This window comes from Streptococcus sp. AM43-2AT (genome assembly GCF_003603405.1).
Lineage (GTDB): Bacteria > Bacillota > Bacilli > Lactobacillales > Streptococcaceae > Streptococcus > Streptococcus ilei.
The window spans coordinates 87,984-109,202 of record NZ_QTND01000005.1; the positions used below are offsets into that span (position 1 = coordinate 87,984).

Sequence of the window (21,219 nt, forward strand, 5' to 3'; positions counted from 1 at the left end):
CCCATTATTTAGGAAAAATGATAAAGTCCGTCATATCACAAGCGTTGACAAAGTCTCGCCCAACCTTTACAACGTCTTGTAAAGAAATACTTTGTAAAATTTTTGGAAGGTCAAATAGATTTTCACCCGTCTCAATTGGATTAAATTGAGTAGCAATATAATCCAAGGAATTCAAACCATGTAAAAAATCACCAAACATTTCGCTTTTAATCGTATCCAAATGCTCTTGAGTCACATCGGGATCTTTCTCAAAATTCTTTATGGCAGTTCTGAACTGATGTGATATACTGACAGGTTCAGAAGTATCCATCGTTAACATCACAAAGTGAAACGAAGACTCGACTTCAATTTCTAATGTCAAGGAGTTGTCAAGTTTACCAACTTCATAAAGCGACTGAAATCGTTTGGATGTCCACCCAAACATCATTGCAAACAATAATTTGAGGATAATCTTGTAGCGATACTGGTACATAGGAGGAATTTGATTTCTTCCACGAATTCCAATTGCTAATTTTGGTGAAGCAACTTCCATCCGACTTGTCTCATTTTGAACAACTGGATTTAAGTCTACAGGTGAAATGTGAGGAAGAGGATTTGAAGAAGTTTTCATCTCAAATTCAGAAACAAGGTTCACAAGACTGTCAAGATCAAAATTTCCGACAACTACTAGATACATGTTGGATGGTTGGTAGAATAAATCGAAATTATCCTGTAAACTCTCTTCATCAATTTGAGAGAGAGAAGCTGTAGTACCTGCAATATCTTGGGCCAATGGTGTATCTGGATAGAGATTCGCCAGCGCCCTAAAGAATAATTGATAGTCAGGACTATCTTGGTACATTTCGATTTCTTGTTGAATAATCGATTGTTCCTTCTTTAGAGAATCCTTTGAGAGATGAAGAGACTGTGTCATCTCCAGTAACAATTTCAGACTTTCATTGACATACGAGGTAGTCGAAAAGAGATAACTGGTCTGCGTAAAGCTAGTAAAAGCATTACTTTCAGCCCCCAGCCGTACAAAATGTTGTAAATAATCTTGACCGTCTTGATCTTCAAATAATTTATGTTCAAGAAAATGTGCAATCCCTGCTGGAAATTCTTTTACACCTTCTACTCCATCCATTGTAAATCTTGTGTCAACTGAACCGAATTTAGTAGAAATGATTGCATAGCTTTCATTAAAATCCGTTTTTGGAATTAAATATAACCTCAATCCATTTTGGAGAGTTGTCTGATAAACGCATTCTCCAACAGCTGGATACTCTATTTTCTCCAAATCTTTCTTTATCATTCTCTTCCTTCCATAAAATAGACCGCTTGTAATTTGAGTGATTTGGCAACAGCCATAATTTCATCTTTCGTCACCAGTTGAATGGCTTGAATCCAATCATCAATTGACAAGAACTGTTTTCCTAAAGTGGATTTTAGATAAGCTCTTTCAATCAAGGTGCCAGGTCGATCCTGCGACAATTTTGCAGCATTTATTATCATTTCTTTTGTCAAGCGCAACTCTTCACTGGTAAACTTCCCTCTCTTAAAGTCACTCACTTGACGACTCATCAGAGTCATCGTCCGGGTTCTATTTTTTCTATCAATCCCTGCATAGATACGCATAAAATGAGAAAAAATATCAAAATGGCTGGAGATAGTATAAGCCAACCCTTCTTTTTCTCGGATGACTGTAAACAATTTTGAGTGAGAGAAAGTGCCCAGTAAACCATTTAAAACAATTAAAGCAAAATGCTCTTTCTCTCCATACTGAACAGGAAAGTGATAACCTAATTCTAAAATAGATTGATGAGTCTCTCGCTGCTCCAGTCCTTCTCTGACAACATTCGAGAAAGATTGTGTGTAAAAAAGGTTGACATTAGATTTACGAGGTTGTAAACCAAAGTTACTGATCTTTTCAATGACCGCTAGTTCATTGAAATCACCCATAAAGAAAAAGTCAATCAGATTTGTTTGAAGCATTTCTTGAAATGCTTCATAAGCTGACTCTTCATCCTCATTCTGAATCTGCTGGACACTTCCATACTTACTTAGTTTCATGTCAGCTTGATCATAAAACAACCGATTCAATTGTTGGTGAGCATAATAAAAATGATTTTCAATTTCTGCTTCTAGTTCTGTGATAAGATTTTTTTTCTCTACTAAAAAAGTTTCTGAATGAAAGCATCCATTTTCTGCAAGAGGAGCATTAAGAGATACCTTTAATAAATCCAGCATCTGATCTGTCAAGACATTTTTCTTGCTCAAAAAAGCATCACGGACATAGGATAAATTAATATCAACGTAGTGTGTTTGGCCGCGTTTTGAAACAGAAGTAGAAAAATTGGCTCCATACAAGTTCGCCAACTGTTCTCTAAATTGCTGAGAAGTTGGGTAAAGTTGATTGGCTGTTTCGATCATGCGTGAGGCTAAAACCCGTCCTGCTATTGTTTCTTCAGAAAGGGGGGCCGAGAATCGCACTTTTATCTCATTGGTCTTAAATTTTTCTGATTTCATAAAATGGATTCGAACACCAGTAACTAATTCCATCGTCATCCTCGTTCTAACAAATATTACTCTTCATTATATCATGAAATCCCAGTAAAATCTTTCCCAGACAGATTAAAAAACGTTTACACTGACTCGCCCTATTTTAGGTTTTTCATCCTTTTGTGGTATAATAACAATCATTGAGGTGAACTATGAACTATAAACTTTTTGATGAATTTATCACATTACAAGCTCTATTTAAAGAACTGGGAATCATCCAAAGCGGTGGAGCTATCAAAGCCTTTTTACTTGAAAATCAAGTAGAGGTCAATGGAGAAGTGGAAACCAGAAGAGGACGTAAATTACGAGTAGGAGATACAATCAAAGTAATTGGTGATAAGGAAATCGTAACGATTACGCAACCTAGTCCAGAAGAAATTGAAGACTACCAAGCGGACAAGCTAGAAAAAGAACGCGTTGCTCAATTAGTGAAGAAATTAAACAAAGAACAGAAACAAAAAAAAGACACAAAACCAAAAAAAGAGGAGAACAAACGGAAACCCGTTCGTTTCCCAGGGACATAATATGTGGCTTAAATCCATACATATTCAAAAATTTCGAAATTATAAAGAAGTAGAACTCCAATTCCACTCCGGTTTGAATATTTTCTTAGGTCAAAATGCTCAAGGCAAAACCAATCTCCTTGAGTCTATCTACTTTTTAGCCTTGACCCGCAGCCATCGGACTCGTTCCGATAAAGATTTAATTCATTTTCAAGAGGAACAATTTACCGTTTCAGGAGTGTTAGAAAAAAAGACAGGCTCTATCCCTCTAGAAATTTCCTTATCCTCAAAAGGAAGAGTCACTAAAGTGAACCACTTAAAACAAAGCAAGTTATCAACATATATCGGTAACATGAATGTGGTTCTCTTTGCTCCAGAGGATTTACAACTCATTAAAGGATCACCCTCTCTTCGTCGCAAGTTTATTGATATTGATTTAGGGCAGATGAAACCCGTTTATCTATCGGATTTAACAGCCTATCATCATGTTCTAAAGCAGCGCAACAGTTACTTAAAAACGGCGAACACAGTAGATCCAACCTTTTTAGATGTTTTAGATGAACAATTAGCAGATTATGGTAGCCGAGTCTGCATCCATCGGAAAGATTTTCTTAAAAAATTAGAAAACTTTGGCCAGGAAAAACATTTTGAAATTTCCAATCAAGCTGAAAAACTCACCATTCGGTATGACTCCTCTGTTCCTTTTCAAGATGAAGAAACACTTCGCCCAACTTTTATCAAATTACTACGAGAAAATCGGACCAAGGATCTCATCAAAAAAACAACCAGTGTCGGTCCTCACCGAGATGACATTAGTTTTTACATCAATGACATGAATGCGACTTTTGGTAGCCAAGGTCAGCACCGCAGTGTTGTTCTTTCATTAAAACTAGCAGAGATTTCATTGATTGAATCCTTGACGAATGAAAAGCCTATTTTACTCTTAGACGATGTCATGAGTGAACTTGACAACAATCGTCAACTACATTTACTAGAAGTTATCTCTCGTGACATCCAAACATTTATTACAACTACAACTCTAGATCACCTAAAAGACTTGCCTGAAGACTTAAAAATCTTCAATATTCACTCAGGTCAAATTGACGAATAATTAACAGTGTTGTCAATTTAAGTTTACATCTATTTGACACAATAAAAGTGTGAAATCATAGAATTTCACACTTTTTCTTTTTTATTGAACGGAGTAGTTTGGTGCTTCGTTGGTAATTTGAACATCATGTGGATGACTTTCTTTCAAACCTGCCCCGGACATTTCAACAAATTGCGCATTTTCATGCAATTCTTGAAGGTTGGCAGCTCCAACATAGCCCATACCAGAACGAATACCACCAATCATTTGGAAGACGATATCGGCTGCTGATCCTTTATAAGCAACCCGACCTTCGATTCCTTCTGGAACCAATTTGTTGGCTTCATTGACAGAACCTTGGAAGTAGCGGTCACTAGATCCCTTCTTCATAGCTGCAATGGATCCCATACCACGATAGGTCTTAAATTTACGTCCTTGGAAAATTTCAGTTTCACCAGGAGCTTCATCTGTTCCGGCAAACATGGAACCAAGCATAACTGCATGACCACCCGCAGCTAAAGCTTTTACAATATCTCCAGAATACTTGATTCCACCGTCAGCAATGATTGTTTTTCCATATTCACGCGCGACAGCAGCTGCATCATAAATCGCTGTAACTTGAGGAACCCCAACACCAGCAATTACACGAGTTGTACAGATTGAACCAGGTCCAATTCCAACCTTAACGACGTCAACACCTGCATCATAGAGAGCACGCGCTCCTTCAGCTGTAGCAATATTACCTGCAATCAAAGTGCGATCTGGGAAATGAGCTCGTATTTCAGCAATCTTACGAAGAACCCCTGCAGAATGACCATGGGCCGTATCGATCACAATCGCATCTGCACCAGCTTCAAACAATGCTTCTGCACGCTCAAATGTGTCAGAAGTAACACCCACCGCACCTGCTACTAAAAGACGACCAAATTCATCTTTAGCTGCATTTGGAAACTCAATGACTTTTTCAATATCCTTAATGGTAATCAAACCAGACAAACGACCATTCTCGTCTACCAATGGCAACTTTTCAATTCGGTGTTCTTGAAGAATCCGTTCAGCGGTCTCTAAATCAGTACCGACTGGTGCAGTTACTAGATTCTCGCTCGTCATATGATTTGAAATTGGTTGATCATAATCAGAAATAAAACGCAAATCGCGGTTGGTCAAAATCCCAACTAGTTTACGATTTTCCATGGTTTCAACAACAGGTACACCACTGATACGGTAGCGTCCCATGAGTTCATTGGCTTCAGCAATGGTATGTTCAGGTGTTAAGAAAAATGGGTCAATGATAACGCCGTTTTCAGAGCGTTTTACTTTACGAACTTCATCTGCTTGTTGGGTAATTGACATATTTTTGTGAATAACGCCAAGTCCTCCAGCACGCGCAATGGCAATAGCCATTTGGCTTTCAGTGACTGTATCCATTGCAGCTGTGATGATTGGGATATTCAACACAAGGTTATCCGCCAATTTTGTACGAAGATCTGCATCGTTTGGTAATACATGACTTTCAGCTGGAATGAGCAATACATCATCGAAGGTATAACCTTTTTTCAAAAATTTAGTGTCCCAATTTGACATTCCCATTTTCCTCTTTTCTTTCTTTTTGAGCCAAGCTCGTCTTTTTTGATTGATAATATCATACCATTCTAAGATAATTTGTCAATCATTTGTACAATATTTCAAAAAGAGGTGTTGAAACCTCTTTTGAATCATTTATTGTATTAGATCATCTTCATATCAAGAGCTTATTTGAAATAGTTCAAACCCATAGCAGACTTGACTTGATCGAGCGTTTCTGCTGCAACAGAACGAGCCACTTCACTACCCTTTTGAAGCATATCATAGACTTGTCCCATATCTTTAGCAAATTCAATCCGCCGTTCGCGAATAGGACCCAACTCTCTCTCTAGAATCTCTAAAAGATAGCGTTTGGTTTTAACATCACCTAAACCACCCCTTTGGTAATGGTCTTTCATGTCTTGAATAGTCACCTGATCTTCTTCTTTTCCAAAAACATCCAAATAATGGAAAACCATATTTCCTTCGATTTTTCCTGGATCTTCGACACGAATATGCTCAGGGTCCGTGTACATACTCATCACCTTTTTCTTCAAGGTGTCCATATCATCCGCTAAATAGATGCCATTCCCAAGAGATTTAGACATTTTGGCATTTCCATCCAGACCAGGCAAACGACCCGCCGCCTCATTTTCTGGGAAAATTCCCTCTGGTTCAACCAAGACATCACAATGATAGGCATGATTAAAGGAACGGACGATTTCACGTGTTTGCTCAATCATGGGCTTTTGGTCGGTCCCAACAGGTACCAGATTGGCTTTAAAAGCGGTAATATCTGCTGCTTGAGAAACAGGATAAACCAAGAAACCAGATGGAATAGACTCTCCGAACCCTTTTTGAGCAATTTCTGTCTTAACGGTTGGGTTGCGTTCCAAACGTGAAACAGAGACCAAATTCATGTAATACATGGTCAATTCCGCTAGCTCAGGGATTTGACTCTGAATAAAAATGGTTGATTTATTTGGATCCAATCCAGCTGCTAAATAGTCTAGAGCAACGTTTCCGATGGATTCGACAATGGTTTGTGGGTCTTTAGCATGATCCGTTAGGGCTTGCTGGTCTGCTAAAAAGACAAACATCTGGTACTTGTCTTCGTTTTGCATAAGAACTCGATTCTTCAATGAACCGACATAGTGTCCAATATGGAGTTTCCCAGTCGGGCGATCTCCAGTTAAAATAATCGGCTTAGTCATTTTTCTTCCTCCCTGAAGTACAAAATAAAAGCCCACGCATAGCAAAAACTATGCGAGGGCGTCTGAGACACGGTGCCACCTCACTTAGAACAACATCTGGTGTTCCCTCTGGCTCATCACAAATGAGCTGCACATAAGGCCTGCTAGCCGAATCTCTATTGGTTCAGATTCTATTTGAATATCAGTCCATTTCATGCTAGTTCATTGCTTATTTTCAGCGACCATAAGCTCTCTAAAAAACGAATCTAGACTACTCTTCTGATTGATTTTCATTATATAATGACATCAAGGGAAAGTCAAGTTCTTCTCTCTTTTATCCTCCATAATCATCTCCCTCAAATGCTTAAGGGTATTCATTGAAAAATCAAGCGTTTTCTAGTAAAATAGGCTTATATAGACAGAAATAGAGGAGAAATATACGTGCTAACAGTAACAGACGTCTCACTACGTTTTAGTGATCGAAAATTGTTTGATGATGTTAACATCAAATTTACAGAAGGAAATACCTATGGTTTGATTGGGGCCAATGGTGCTGGGAAATCAACCTTTTTAAAAATTTTAGCTGGGGATATTGAACCAACAACTGGTCACATCTCTCTTGGTCCAGACGAACGTCTTTCTGTTCTTCGTCAAAATCACTTTGATTACGAAGATGAGCGTGCCATTGACGTCGTTATCATGGGAAATGAAAAACTTTATAGCATCATGAAAGAAAAAGATGCTATCTATATGAAGGAAGATTTTTCAGATGAAGATGGTGTCCGTGCAGCAGAGCTTGAAGGAGAATTCGCTGAACTAGGTGGTTGGGAAGCAGAAAGCGAAGCTTCACAACTCCTCCAAAACCTGAATATTCCAGAAGAGCTCCACTACCAAAATATGAGTGAACTAGCAAATGGGGATAAAGTGAAAGTCCTCCTAGCCAAAGCTCTCTTTGGTAAACCAGATGTCCTTCTTTTGGACGAGCCGACCAACGGTCTTGATATTCAATCCATTACCTGGCTAGAAGATTTCTTGATTGATTTTGAGAATACTGTTATCGTTGTATCCCACGACCGTCACTTCTTGAATAAAGTCTGTACTCACATGGCCGACCTGGACTTTGGAAAAATCAAACTCTATGTCGGTAACTATGATTTCTGGAAAGAATCATCTGAACTGGCTGCCAAGTTGTTAGCAGATCGTAATGCCAAAGCAGAAGAAAAAATCAAACAATTACAAGAATTTGTGGCTCGTTTCTCTGCCAATGCTTCAAAATCTAAACAGGCAACTTCGCGTAAAAAGATGCTTGACAAGATTCAGTTAGAAGAAATTGTCCCATCTAGCCGGAAATACCCATTTATCAGCTTTAAAGCTGAACGAGAAATCGGGAATGATTTGTTGACAGTAGAAAACTTATCTGTAAAGATTGACGGTGAAACTATACTTGACAACATCAGCTTCATCTTGCGTCCAGGTGACAAGACAGCTCTTATCGGACAAAACGACATCCAAACAACTGCCTTGATCCGCGCTATTATGGGTGAAATCGAATATGAAGGAACTGTCAAGTGGGGTGTCACAACTAGTCGCTCTTACTTACCAAAAGACAATTCAGCTGACTTTGCAGGTGGAGAGTCGATCCTTGACTGGCTCCGTCAATTCGCAAGTAAAGAAGAAGATGACAATACCTTCCTTCGTGGATTCCTCGGACGTATGCTCTTTTCTGGAGACGAGGTTAACAAGCCTGTAAACGTCTTGTCAGGGGGAGAAAAGGTACGCGTGATGCTTTCAAAACTCATGCTTTTGAAGTCAAACGTTCTTGTACTTGACGATCCTACAAATCACTTGGATTTGGAATCTATTTCAAGCTTAAACGATGGATTGAAAAACTTCAAAGAATCGATCATCTTTGCCAGTCACGACCATGAGTTTATTCAAACTCTTGCCAACCATATCATTGTTCTTTCAAAAAATGGTGTTATTGACCGGATTGATGAAACCTATGACGAATTCTTAGAAAACCAAGAAGTTCAAGCAAAAGTCAAAGAACTTTGGAAAGACTAAGAAATCACTCAAAATGATCAAAAACCCTGGAACCTTTGTTTCAGGGTCTTTCAATAGAGTATATGAAATTTAAAAAATATTTATCACACCCCATCATATTTTACTTTACAGCTTTTTTACTTCCCTTTACAATCTTATTTTTTGTCTACCTCAGTCAAGGTATTTATTGGGGTAGTGAGACTTCTCCTTTATTAGGCGATGGTTTTCATCAATACGTTATTTTCGACGTTACCTTACGAAATATTTTACACGGAACCGACAGCCTTTTTTACAGCTTTACAAGTGGACTGGGCTTAAATTTTTACGCTCTTTCTAGCTATTATTTGGGCAGTTTTTTATCTCCCTTTGTCTTCTTCTTTGACAGTTTATCCATGGTTGATTCCGTCTATCTCTTTACACTGATAAAAATAGGATTGATAGGGTTGTCAACTTATCACTCCATTAAAGGAATCTATCCTCAACTACAAAAATTCTTGATCCTTTCACTGTCAACTTCATTTGCTTTAATGAGTTTCTCTATCAGCCAGATTGAAATCAAAACCTGGCTCGATGTCTTTATTTTAGCTCCTCTCATTCTGTTAGGTTTACACCGTTTAATGACTCAGAAGAAGCGTGTCCTCTACTTTACAAGCTTGACTATCCTCTTCATCCAGAATTATTATTTTGGATTTATGATGGCTATTTTCTTAACTTTATGGTATTGTACGCAGCTTTCCTGGAACTTTAAAAAAAGAATATCTTCCTTTTTAGACTTTACAATTGTGTCAATTTTATCAGGGATCACTAGCTTGATCATGATTTACCCCACTCTTTTAGATTTACGAACTCATGGGGAAAACTTTACTAAGATAACAAGAACCTTTACAGAAAATAGTTGGTACTTAGACGTCTTTGCAAAAAACTTAATTGGTAGCTTCGACACAACAAAATATGGGGCTATCCCTATGATCTATGTTGGTCTCTTCCCGTTTTTACTTGCCTTTCTATTTTTCTTTGTCAAATCGATTAGGTTTCACGTGAAACTAGCCTATTTGACTTTATTAGTCATTCTTATTGCAAGCTTCTATTTACAAGCTTTAGATTTATTCTGGCAGGGGATGCATGCTCCCAATATGTTTCTTCACCGTTATGCCTGGCTATTTTCATTGACTATTTTGTTCATGGCAGCAGAAGTCCTCAATCGGATAAAAGAAATCAATTGGCAACGCCTCTGTCTAGCTTTTAGTTTAGTTAGCATTGGCTTTATTCTGACTTTTATCTATCGCAAACACTATCATTTCTTAACAAGCAGTCATTATGTATTGACACTAGAATTTCTTCTTGTTTTTTTAACTGTGACACTTGCCTTTACAGTTCGTAAACTTTCTTATACAATTTTTTCTGCTGTGATTCTTTTCTTCTGTCTGTTTGAAATCAGTATAAACAGTTATTATCAGATAGATGGGATTGCAAATGAATGGGTATTTGCAGCTCGTTCTTCTTATCAAGGAAAGATTCCAGCAATTGATAAATTGACATCAAGTTTACAGGATGATCAAAATTTTTACCGAACAGAGATTCTCCAACCTCAAACAGGTAATGATAGTATGAAATACAATTTTAGAGGGATTTCCCAATTTTCATCTGTCAGAAATACAGATACCAGTTCGACCTTGGACAAACTTGGTTTTAAATCAGATGGAACGAACTTAAACCTACGCTATCAAAACAATACTTTACTAATGGACAGTCTGTTCGGGATCAAATACAATATTACAGATAGAAATCCTCAAAAGTTTGCTTTTCATAAATTGGAAACTCAAGGAAACCAGACCTTATATCAAAATGAAAAAGCTCTTTCACTAGCATTTCTAACAGCAAGTCCCTACAAGGATATCCAATTTTCTAATCTAACCTTGGATAACCAAAAGAATTTTCTCAATCATCTAACAGGCCAATCCTTGACCTTCTATCAGCGATTATATCCACTGAAAACTAGCTCAGACAATCCTGCTCAAGGACCTCAAAAGGCTAAAGTTGAAGCAGATAGTTTTCTAACTTATGCCAGTATCGAATATGAGCTCTACGTTCAAAATGATAGTCAACTTTATGTAAATCTTCCTTCTTTAGAATTTGAGAATGAAGATTATACCGACGTTGAAATCATCACGAATGGCCAAGTTAACCGCTATACAACAGACAATGTATTTCCCTTCTTCACCATTGGTCACTTTAAAGCAGGAGAAACTGTTAAGATTCGAATTGCCTTCCCTGAAAATTCGACAGTAACCTTCCAAAATCCAGAATTTTTTGCTTTGAACCTTCAAGCCTACCAGGAAGCCTTTGAAACTTTACACCAACAAGAAGTTCATGTGCAAACCAAAGGAAATACTGTCACTGCAGATTTTACAGCAGATCATCATACAAGTCTCTTTTTCACACTTCCTTATGATAAAGGGTGGACAGCGACGATGGATGACCAGCCTGTCCCTATTCGAAGAGCTCAAAAAGGATTCATGGCTGTTGATGTCCCTAAAGGAAAAGGACAGGTTATTCTACAGTTTATTCCACATGGGTTGAAAGAAGGAACCATCGCTTTTCTACTTGGGATTCTTTCCTTCGCTGGCTACAATGCTATTCGAAATAGATCTCAATCCTCAAAAAATCAGTAGAGATGCATCATAAAGAGGCTGGGACAAAAGTCCTAGCCTCTCAATTATCTTTGGATTGTCGAGCAAGACGCAGTGGTTGAGTGGGCTCTACTACGCTGATTTCATCAGCTTTTACAGCCCTACTCAACTGTGCGGAGGTGGGACGACGAAATCGAATTCTAACGAATTACCGATTTCTGTCCCACTCTCTTATTTTAAACAAAAAAAGCATCCCTTAGGATGCTAGTTTAGCTCCGCCAGTAGGACTCGAACCTACGACATCATGATTAACAGTCATGCGCTACTACCAACTGAGCTATGGCGGAATGAGATATAGTCCGTACGGGATTCGAACCCGTGTTACCGCCGTGAAAAGGCGGTGTCTTAACCCCTTGACCAACGGACCATGTCATTAACAGAACATATCCCATTATACCATCGATTCAAAAATTGTCAAGCCTTTTTCTGTATTTTATTTAATAATTTTTCGACCTTTTTCACCTGTGTACGAGAGACAGGGCAAGTTGTCTCCTCTTCTAACATCAAGAGTCTCTTGCGACGATCAAAATTGACAATCATTCTTTGATTCACTAGATAGGACTGATTGGGACTAAAGAAATGATTGTCTACATCTTTTTCAAGTATATCCTTGATAGTCCCTAAAAATTCCTTTTGAAAATTCTTTCCAACAAGTCGCAATTTGTGGGAAACTCCAGTTGTCTCAATGTACAATATATCTCGATATGGAACTCGAATTTCCATATTTTTGAAACTATACTCAAAGAAATCAACGATATTTTTATTTTCAATCACATTCTTCTTCAAGTAGAGAATGCATTCTCGAATTTTTTCTTTAAACAAGTTTTCATTTAAGGTTTTTTCAATAAATTCGAGAGCTGATACCTTGTAACGATAAGTGATGGTAGCAAATTCCGATTTCGTCGTGATAAAGGCAATAATCGCAAAAGGATTGACCTCACGAATCATTTGAGCTGCCTTGATACCAGCTTTTTCATCCCCTTTGATATCAATGTCAAGGAAGAAAAGCTGATGAAAATCACCATTGGTTAGATATTCCTTTAGTTCAGTTATTTTACTGGTTGAAACAATATTTAATCGTAGGCCTTCCTCCTCAGCGATAGCTTTCACATGTTTCTCTACTCGAACTTGTTGAGAAATTTCGTCCTCTAGCAATACAATATTCATCTATATTCCTTTCTCTCCAATAACTAAGCTCTGCGTAAATCTTCCATTGATTAATTCTGTCTCTAGAAAAATCGCAGCATATTCTCCAATAAGATCTTTTACAATCGCAAGGCCCATTCCTCTACGATCCCCTTTAGTTGAAAATCCCTTTTCATAGAGTCGATTCCAATTAATCGGCTCATCAGAAATAGAGTTCTTTATAATCAGATGCACTCCATTTGGCATATTAAAAACCGCTATTTGAACTTCTTTTTCTTGACTCATTTTAGCAGCTTCAATAGCATTATTGACTAAAATTCCGACAGTTCGTACGAGATCCAACAATCTCATTGGAACCTTTTCAATAATGTCTTCTGTTTCAAAGGTTAGTTTAACACCCATTTCCTCCGCATAAATCCATCCCCTACTTAAGATACTTCTCAAAGCAGAATCTCGAATATTTCCTAGGTCAAATCCTGTATATTCTTCTTTTTGGAGTTGGCCATAGCATTCCTCAAGAACATCTCTTTGAATTCGTTTAATATCCTCAATATTCTCTTCCTCAATCGCCAAATTTAAAGAAGTGATAATATTTCCAAAATCATGACGAAAACCTTTTAATTCTAAATAAAGGCCTTGAATTTTATTCATATACTGTTCCATTTGGCGCTGTTCAAACCTCTTTTGCTTCAACTCCATTTTCTTTTCATAACGGTCTCGAACCGTCTTCATTTGAACCAAGGTTCCGACAAACATCAAGAAACAAATCGTTGCTACCATACTACCAAAACTATTGAAATGACCAATATCACTTATCCAATGAGAAGCATTCAATACTAAGGTTAAAATAAGATAACTAACAATCAATTCCTGGACAAATTTCTTAAAAACCCGCTCTTTAAAATAAAGAAGATTCACTTCGAGAATGGTTAATATCTTCATGATTAAAACAAGTGAGATAATTCGGAGAGTCAAAAAATAATAGTCAGAACATTGATGAATTATACTATCACCAAAAACAGAAGAAGTGATTACAGATAAAAATGTATCTGTACTTTCAACTGCTAAATAAATGACGAATGAATATAAAATAGCTATCTGACGTTGAATATTACAAATAAAATAGTAATAAAGGTACAGAAACAGTGGCCATAGACATAACATTAGATAATCAATATTTAAATCAAAGTAATCTAAGACCGCTGTGATGACAAATACAGCAACAACACCAGATCCTAAAATCAATTGTTTACTATATTTATTAAGTTTTTGATCAATTTTTAAAAAAGATAAAAAAATTATAAAAATAGTTAAGATTAAAGATAGAGTATTTAGAAACATCAGTTTCCTCCCCTACCAAAAATTAGATTAATAAGTTCACCAACACTATTCTTTCTCCGTTTATCCCCTCCACAAATTTGCTGCAATTCTTTTTCTGTGAGAACTTTAAATGCCTTAGAAACTGTTGATGGATTATTTTTCATAAAAAAAACTCCTTATAATTTATTTGGTTATTAAATTATTAAATTTAATATACATAAATTTTAGTAAAAAATCAAAGACTTTTTTAACATTTCCGCTATTTGGTTCATTTTTACAGCTATTTGGAACGAAAATCTAGTTTTTGCAATTTTTTTATCCCATATGTTTTAAAAAAATCTAGTTTCTTTAAAAAAATAGATAACAAAAAAACGTGATTTGTATAAAAATCACGTTTTTTATTTTGATCCCAGCAGGATTCGAACCTGCGACCGTTCGCTTAGAAGGCGAATGCTCTATCCAGCTGAGCTATGAGACCAGATGTCCTTTTATTCTATCAGAAAATAGGAGGAGCGTCAAGATTCATTTATGGTAGGGACTTCCCTGTTGAATCATAAATGCCCGATAGATTTGTTCTATCAAAACAAGCTTCATCAATTGATGGGGAAGAGTTAACTTTCCAAAACTCATGAGTAAATTCGCTCGTTTTTTTACAGCTGGAGACAAGCCTAGGCTCCCTCCAATCACAAAAGTAATTTCAGAATACCCTCGTACAGTTACCTCTTCTAAGGTTTGACTAAACTTCTCAGATGGAAATTGTTGTCCTTCAATCGCTAAGGCAATCACATACTCACGATCGCCAACTTTTGCTAAAATGCGATTTCCTTCTTTTTCAAGTATTTGCTGATTTTCTAAGTCACTGGCCCGATCTGGAGTTTTCTCATCCGGCAATTCTACCATTTCTACCTTCGTAAACCGACCCAAGCGTTTAGTATATTCAGCAATTCCATCTTTTAAATACTTTTCTTTTAATTTTCCAACGGTTACAATCTTAATTTTCATATTCATATTCTAACACAAATGAACTTATACACAAGTCTTCAACAAATTCACTTGAATATATCATTAAAAAAATGGCTCTATACTCATGTTTTTCACACTTATACACAGTTTTCCACAAGTTGTGGAAAAAATTTCTATTTTAAGTTATAATTAAGAAACTAGATCTATAATTTTCCATAATTGGAATAAATAGGAGAAAACTATGAAACAATCATCAAATTTTCTAAAAAAAGCTTTGCAACTTTTACTTGTTCTTGTCATTGGTTTTACTGGAGGAATTTTAGGAACCTTAACCTCTTTCCAGTTTACCAAAGGGAATTCTGCAAATTCTAGCCAAGAAATAAAATCTACCAAAGTCAATCGCGCTTATAAGAATACAACATCAACTAGTGAAGCTGTTGATAAGGTTAAAAATGCAGTTGTTTCTGTTATTACCTACGCTGAAACCTCTGAAAAAGGCTTTATTAATGGAGAAACAGACTCTGATCCAGAAGTAGCTAGTGAAGGTTCAGGTGTTATCTATAAAAAAGATGGTAAGGATGCTTATGTAGTAACCAATGCTCACGTGTTAATGGGAGCAACACAAGCCGACATTCTTTTTGCAGATGGAAACAAGGTTTCTGGAGAAGTTGTTGGTTCAGATACCTTCTCAGATATTGCGGTTGTCAAAATCAGTTCAGATAACGTTACGACCGTGGCTGAATTTGGGGATTCATCTAAATTGACCGTCGGAGAGACCGCAATCGCTATTGGTAGTCCTTTAGGGACAAAATTTGCCAATTCCGTTACTCAAGGGATTGTTTCTAGTCTTGGACGTACTGTGAAGCTCAAATCAGAAGACGGTCAAAATGTGTCTACAAAAGCTTTGCAAACGGATGCTGCAATCAACCCAGGGAATTCTGGTGGTCCCCTTATCAATATTCAGGGACAAGTCATCGGAATTACCTCAAGTAAAATTTCTTCAAATGGGCAAACTGCGGTTGAAGGAATGGGATTTGCTATTCCTGTAAATGATGTGCAAAATATTATTGAACATTTAGAAAAAGATGGTAAAGTCATTCGTCCAGCACTTGGAATTACCATGATGGACCTGGCTAGTCTATCCTCTTCTGATCTTAGCCAATTAGACATTCCAAGCAAACTCAAAGGTGGGGTTCTTGTTCGCTCAGTTGAAAATGATATGCCGGCATCCAAACATTTACGTCGATTAGATATCATTACAAAAATCGATGATACAACCATTGAATCAACTGCAGATTTACAATCTGCCCTCTATTCTCATCAAATTGGTGATGAAATCAAAGTCATTTTCTATAGAGATGGTAAGCAAAAAACAGCAACCATTGAACTTACAAAATCAACAGAAAATCTTGGAAATTAAGTAAATTTACAACAGTGTCAACACACCTTTACGAAATTGTAAAGGTGTGTTATGCTATATACATCATGGAAAAAATTGATATTATTGACGTAAAGCAAATACGAACCAATCCTTTTCAACCTCGTCAAACCTTTGTAAAAGAGAAATTAGAAGAACTCGCAGCCTCAATCAAAGAAAATGGATTAATCCAACCTATTATTGTTCGAAAATCTCCTATTGTTGGTTATGAACTACTTGCTGGAGAAAGACGCTACCGAGCAGCTCAAATGGCTGGTTTCAAAGAAATCCCTGCGATTATAAGAGAATTATCAGATGATGACATGATCAAACAAGCCATTATCGAAAATTTACAAAGAGAAGATTTGAATCCAATTGAAGAGGCCGAATCCTACCAACATCTTATTGATAAAGGGGCTACCCATGAAGAAATTGCTCAATTTATGGGAAAATCTCGTCCTTACATCAGCAACATGGTCCGCTTACTTCATCTCTCACCAGCTGTCAAAGACGCTATCAAAAACGAGAAAATTTCACAAGGACATGCCCGTATTTTAGTTCCCTTAAAGGAAGATCTACAAATCTATTGGCTGGAACGAATTCTGAAAGAAGGACTAAGCGTTCGTAGTTTGGAAGAAAAGGTTGGTCAAAAAAAGAAAACACCAAGTAAAAAAGAGAAAGAACTCTTTTTAGCACAGGAAGAAAATAGACTAAAAAAGATTCTAGGAACCGAAGTAGAAATCCATCTGACGAAACAAGAAAAAGGAAGTATTCATATTTCATTTAACAACCTTGATGAATACCAACGAATTATTAACAGTCTCAAATGAGGCTGTTATTTTTTATAGAACAATTAACAGATTTATCCACTTATTTACAACTCTTCTTTACTTGCTATTCCTACTTTATTCTATCTTATCCCCAACTTGTGGAAAACTTCTACACACATTGGGGATAACTATTCACATATTGTGGAAAAAACTCTTTTTTATTCCCTCAGAACAAGTTGTGGAAAACTCCCTCCTTTTATGATAAAATAAGAAAAACATAGCAAGTAAAAATGAATAGGAGGGCGATAGGTGTCAAGAGAAGAAACCTTCTGGAATCGTGTGATTGAATTAAGTAAAAAGACATTTAAAAAAGAAATTTTTGACTATTTTGTCCTTACTTCAAGACTCATCAAAGTCGATCAACAAGAAGCCATTATTTATTTAGATGCGGAAGTAAAGAAATTATTCTGGGAAGAGAATATGACAAAGGTGATTCTGACTGCTGGTTTTGAAATTTATGCAGTAGAATTAACCATTTCCTATCAATTCAATCTTGAAGAAGAGGAAGAAGAAAAAGAGTTTATCCCTCTTTCAGAAACGAATAGAGACTATGCAGTTAGCCATACTCCAATCATCGATTTGCCTCCTATCCAAACAGGGTTAAAAAAGAAATACACCTTTGATAATTTTGTAAGTGGAGACGGAAATCAATGGGCTTTGGCTGCCGCTTTAGCAGTTTCTGAAAACCTAGCTACCACTTATAATCCTTTATTTATCTATGGAGGACCTGGTTTAGGAAAAACGCATTTGCTCAACGCAATTGGGAATCAGATTATGGAAAACTACCCAAATGCTCGAGTAAAATACATCCCAGCAGAATCCTTTATCAATGAATTTTTAGAGCGTCTTCGCCTCAATGATATGGATACCTTTAAAAAAACCTATCGAAACTTGGATCTGCTCTTAATTGATGATATTCAATCTCTTGGAGGGAAAAAGGTTACAACTCAAGAAGAGTTCTTTAATACCTTTAATGCTCTTTATGGGGATAATAAGCAGATTGTCCTAACCAGCGATCGTAGTCCTGATCATTTAGATAGCTTAGAAGAACGTCTAGTCACGCGCTTTAAGTGGGGCTTGACTCAAAATATTACACCACCAGATTTTGAAACGCGAATTGCTATTTTGAGAAATAAAATCGAAGACCTAGACTTTACTTTCCCAGATGATACCCTTGAATACCTAGCAGGTCAATTTGATTCGAACGTCCGAGACTTAGAAGGTGCTTTGAATGATATTTCTCTCGTGGCAAGAGTTAAAAAAATCAAAGATATTACAATTGATGTCGCAGCCGAAGCCATTCGAGCTCGTAAGAATGAATCTTTACAAATCACTGTAATTCCTATTGAAAAGATTCAAGCTGAGGTTGGAAAATTTTACAATGTCAGTGTCAATGAAATGAAAGGCACTCGACGGGTTCAAAATATTGTCCTAGCTCGACAAGTAGCGATGTACCTCGCCCGCGAAATGACTGATAATAGTCTTCCCCGTATTGGTCGTGAATTTGGAGGAAAAGACCACACAACAGTCATGCATGCTTATGAAAAAATCAAAGGGATGATCGAAATTGATGACAATCTCAGACTCGAGATTCAAACTATCAAGAAAAAATTAAAGTAATCTCATGTGGACAATCATAGAAAAACTTGCTTCTTTTTCCACATGTTGTAAACAAGGAACTTTTCAATTCCTGTCTGGCTTTAGAAGACTTTTCCACATGTTCCACACACTCTACTATTACTATTAACTTACTAATACTAAAATAATAAAAGGAGATCTCATGATCAATTTTTCTATTAACAAGGCCTATTTCCTACAAGCTTTAAATACGACAAAAAGAGCCATTAGTTCAAAAAATGCAATTCCTATCTTATCTACTATTAAGATTGACGTAACTTCTGAAGGAATTACTCTCATTGGATCAAATGGACAAATTTCAATTGAATACTTTATTTCTGTTAAAGATGAAAATGCAGGCCTTCTAGTAACAACACCAGGCGCTATTCTCTTAGAAGCAACTTTCTTTATCAATGTTGTCTCAAGTCTACCAGATGTCGTTTTAGATGTGAAAGAAATCGAACAAAAACAAATTGTATTAGTTAGTGGGAAATCAGAAATTACCCTTAAAGGGAAAGATGCAGAACAATATCCTCGCATTCAAGAAATTTCAGCTAGCAACCCTCTAACGCTCCCAATTCAAACCTTGAAGAAAATCATTTCTGAGACAGCTTTTGCAGCAAGTACCCAAGAAAGTCGTCCGATTTTGACAGGAGTCCATTTTGTTCTTTCTGATCACAAGGAATTAAAAACGGTGGCAACAGATTCTCATCGAATGAGTCAAAAAAATATTACTCTTGAAAAAAATGGGGATAACTTTGATGTTGTGATTCCAAGCCGTTCTTTACGCGAGTTAACGTCTGTCTTTTCAGATGAAATTGAACAGGTTGAAGTCTTCTTTGCGAATAACCAGATTTTATTTAGAAGTGACAATATCAGTTTCTATACACGCTTACTAGAAGGAAACTATCCAGATACAGATCGCTTGATTCCAACAGAGTTTAGTTCTGAAGTAACCTTTAAAGTTGCTCATCTTCGCCAAGCAATGGAACGGGCCCGCCTTTTGTCTAACGCTACTCAAAATGGTACTGTTAAATTAGAAATCGCTAGTGGAGTCGTTTCTGCTCACGTAAATTCTCCTGAGGTAGGGCGTGTGAATGAAGAAATTGATACAGAAGCAGTTTCGGGAGATGATTTGAACATCAGCTTTAATCCAACTTATTTGATTGACGCTTTGAAAGCTATTGAAAGTGAAAAAGTCGTCATTCGCTTCATCTCTGCAGTTCGTCCCTTTACATTGGTACCAGCAGAGGAATCTGAACGCTTCATTCAATTAATTACACCAGTTCGGACCAATTAAGGGCCAAAAGCTAGCATCAAAAAGGCTAGCTTTTCGTCTTCTATGTTGATGAAAGGAAAATCCATGTATCAGGTCGGTGATTTTGTAGAAATGAAAAAACCCCATGCTTGTATCATCAAAGCAACAGGGAAAAAAGCCAATTGTTGGGAAATTAGGCGAGTAGGGGCAGATATCAAAATTCGTTGTAGCAATTGTGATCATATGGTCATGATGAGCCGTCACGATTTTGATCAAAAAATGAAAAAAGTATTGTAAAAGAGGCTGGGACTTTTGTCCCAGCCTCTCAATTGTCTTTGGATTGTCGAGCAAGACGCAGTGGTTGAGTGGGCTCTACTACGCTGATTTCATCAGCTTTTACAGCCCTACTCAACTGTGCGGAGGTGGGACGACGAAATCGAATTCTAACGAATTACCGATTTCTGTCCCACTCTCTTTTGTATTATTATTTTAATTCTTCAAATTTTCCATCTTTTACTTCTTTGAAACCATTGGATTTAAAGGTTTTAAGCGTTGTCTTGTAGCCAATGTAATCAACATTTTGATTTTCTTGTGCAGCAATTAACTGATTTTCTTGTAATTCTTTTAAATCTGCCTTGGTATAATCAATCTTTGTTTTTTCAACGACATAGTCATCCTTGTATTCTGCAGAGTGTGAGAATCCTTTGACATCTTTGAATTTCTTATCATATTCATCAATAACTTCTTTTAATTGTTCTTTTGGCAAGCCTGTTCCTTCGTAGTAAATAATACTTGTTGAATCTGTACTTAAAATTTTATCACCTTGATATTCAAGAACTACACGAATGTCTGTTTTCTTATCTTGGTCAATTAATTGAAGATAACCTTTTTTTGTGCTTTGTCCACAAGCTGCCAGTAGAAAGAGAGTAAAGACTGCTAAAAGAGGCAGAAGGATAGATTTAATTGATAGTTTTTTCATGACAAAAACTCCTTTATTATTGTTGGTTTGATTATATCATATTTTTACTTTAGGAAACGTTACAGTTTA

General features: G+C 36.7%; 18 protein-coding genes and 3 tRNA genes. 9 read left to right on the forward strand and 12 right to left on the reverse strand.

All coding sequences use genetic code 11. The features are described from left to right. Positions 1-4 precede the first annotated feature (4 nt). Together DW930_RS09855 and DW930_RS09860 are read right to left on the reverse strand one after the other, a co-directional pair. A complete protein-coding gene (locus DW930_RS09855) occupies positions 5-1,291 on the reverse strand; it encodes a pitrilysin family protein (protein WP_023024790.1) in 1,287 nt (428 codons plus the stop codon). Continuing rightward, on the reverse strand, positions 1,288-2,538 hold the full coding sequence (locus tag DW930_RS09860; protein WP_123159943.1) for a pitrilysin family protein: 1,251 nt from the start codon (positions 2,536-2,538) through the stop codon (positions 1,288-1,290). Before DW930_RS09860 ends, DW930_RS09855 begins: the two co-directional genes overlap by 4 nt. A gap of 152 nt (positions 2,539-2,690) precedes the next feature. On the opposite strand from DW930_RS09860, the gene yaaA reads away from it, so the two are divergent. Continuing rightward, entirely contained in the window at positions 2,691-3,062 is a 372-nt protein-coding gene (yaaA, locus tag DW930_RS09865) for a S4 domain-containing protein YaaA (RefSeq protein ID WP_023024793.1), read from the forward strand. Between the two features lies 1 nt (position 3,063). Next, the gene (recF, locus tag DW930_RS09870) at positions 3,064-4,152 is read left to right on the forward strand and encodes a DNA replication/repair protein RecF (protein WP_123159944.1); all 1,089 of its coding nucleotides are present in this window, start codon (positions 3,064-3,066) and stop codon (positions 4,150-4,152) included. A gap of 81 nt (positions 4,153-4,233) precedes the next feature. On the opposite strand, the gene guaB is transcribed toward recF, so the two are convergent. Together guaB and trpS are read right to left on the reverse strand one after the other, a co-directional pair. After that, positions 4,234-5,715, reverse strand: coding sequence for an IMP dehydrogenase (gene guaB, locus DW930_RS09875; protein WP_042361445.1), 1,482 nt, complete (start codon positions 5,713-5,715; stop codon positions 4,234-4,236). Between the two features lie 167 nt (positions 5,716-5,882). Continuing rightward, positions 5,883-6,908 carry a tryptophan--tRNA ligase gene (trpS, locus tag DW930_RS09880; RefSeq protein ID WP_023024798.1) on the reverse strand — a complete coding sequence of 342 codons (1,026 nt, stop codon included), beginning with the start codon at positions 6,906-6,908 and terminating at the stop codon, positions 5,883-5,885. A gap of 420 nt (positions 6,909-7,328) precedes the next feature. Here trpS and DW930_RS09885 point away from each other — a divergent pair, with 420 nt between their 5' ends. After that, the gene (locus tag DW930_RS09885) at positions 7,329-8,951 is read left to right on the forward strand and encodes an ATP-binding cassette domain-containing protein (RefSeq protein ID WP_006595336.1); all 1,623 of its coding nucleotides are present in this window, start codon (positions 7,329-7,331) and stop codon (positions 8,949-8,951) included. Positions 8,952-9,004: 53 nt separating this feature from the next. Continuing rightward, positions 9,005-11,602: a YfhO family protein gene (locus DW930_RS09890; RefSeq protein ID WP_207801611.1), complete on the forward strand. Its 2,598-nt coding sequence runs from the start codon at positions 9,005-9,007 to the stop codon at positions 11,600-11,602. Positions 11,603-11,833: 231 nt separating this feature from the next. Here the strand turns inward: DW930_RS09890 and DW930_RS09900 are convergent. From DW930_RS09900 to rlmH, 7 genes are all read right to left on the reverse strand, one after another. After that, positions 11,834-11,907, reverse strand: a tRNA-Asn gene (locus DW930_RS09900). Positions 11,908-11,915: 8 nt separating this feature from the next. Then, a tRNA-Glu gene (locus DW930_RS09905) sits at positions 11,916-11,987 on the reverse strand. Between the two features lie 47 nt (positions 11,988-12,034). After that, the gene (locus DW930_RS09910; RefSeq protein WP_123159946.1) at positions 12,035-12,787 is read right to left on the reverse strand and encodes a response regulator transcription factor; all 753 of its coding nucleotides are present in this window, start codon (positions 12,785-12,787) and stop codon (positions 12,035-12,037) included. Continuing rightward, entirely contained in the window at positions 12,788-14,107 is a 1,320-nt protein-coding gene (locus DW930_RS10620) for a GHKL domain-containing protein (protein WP_243635772.1), read from the reverse strand. Continuing rightward, positions 14,107-14,250 carry a bacteriocin gene (locus tag DW930_RS09920; RefSeq protein WP_023024808.1) on the reverse strand — a complete coding sequence of 48 codons (144 nt, stop codon included), beginning with the start codon at positions 14,248-14,250 and terminating at the stop codon, positions 14,107-14,109. Before DW930_RS09920 ends, DW930_RS10620 begins: the two co-directional genes overlap by 1 nt. A gap of 240 nt (positions 14,251-14,490) precedes the next feature. Next, positions 14,491-14,564 (reverse strand) — tRNA-Arg (locus tag DW930_RS09925). 44 nt (positions 14,565-14,608) lie between these two features. Then, positions 14,609-15,088 (reverse strand): 23S rRNA (pseudouridine(1915)-N(3))-methyltransferase RlmH, encoded by a 480-nt coding sequence (gene rlmH, locus DW930_RS09930; protein WP_023024810.1) that lies wholly within the window; start codon positions 15,086-15,088, stop codon positions 14,609-14,611. Positions 15,089-15,290: 202 nt separating this feature from the next. Between rlmH and DW930_RS09935 the strand changes: the two genes are divergently transcribed. The 5 genes from DW930_RS09935 (at position 15,291) to DW930_RS09955 (ending at position 20,468) form a co-directional block, all read left to right on the forward strand. Then, positions 15,291-16,469, forward strand: coding sequence for a S1C family serine protease (locus tag DW930_RS09935; RefSeq protein WP_123159947.1), 1,179 nt, complete (start codon positions 15,291-15,293; stop codon positions 16,467-16,469). Between the two features lie 65 nt (positions 16,470-16,534). After that, the gene (locus DW930_RS09940; RefSeq protein WP_023024814.1) at positions 16,535-17,296 is read left to right on the forward strand and encodes a ParB/RepB/Spo0J family partition protein; all 762 of its coding nucleotides are present in this window, start codon (positions 16,535-16,537) and stop codon (positions 17,294-17,296) included. Between the two features lie 249 nt (positions 17,297-17,545). Next, entirely contained in the window at positions 17,546-18,916 is a 1,371-nt protein-coding gene (gene dnaA, locus DW930_RS09945; RefSeq protein WP_123159948.1) for a chromosomal replication initiator protein DnaA, read from the forward strand. 160 nt (positions 18,917-19,076) lie between these two features. Next, positions 19,077-20,213 (forward strand): DNA polymerase III subunit beta, encoded by a 1,137-nt coding sequence (gene dnaN / locus DW930_RS09950; protein ID WP_006595327.1) that lies wholly within the window; start codon positions 19,077-19,079, stop codon positions 20,211-20,213. Positions 20,214-20,276: 63 nt separating this feature from the next. Next, entirely contained in the window at positions 20,277-20,468 is a 192-nt protein-coding gene (locus DW930_RS09955) for a DUF951 domain-containing protein (RefSeq protein WP_023024820.1), read from the forward strand. Positions 20,469-20,655: 187 nt separating this feature from the next. On the opposite strand, the gene DW930_RS09965 is transcribed toward DW930_RS09955, so the two are convergent. Then, positions 20,656-21,150: a DUF1307 domain-containing protein gene (locus DW930_RS09965; protein WP_120701435.1), complete on the reverse strand. Its 495-nt coding sequence runs from the start codon at positions 21,148-21,150 to the stop codon at positions 20,656-20,658. Between the last annotated feature and the right edge of the window lie 69 nt (positions 21,151-21,219).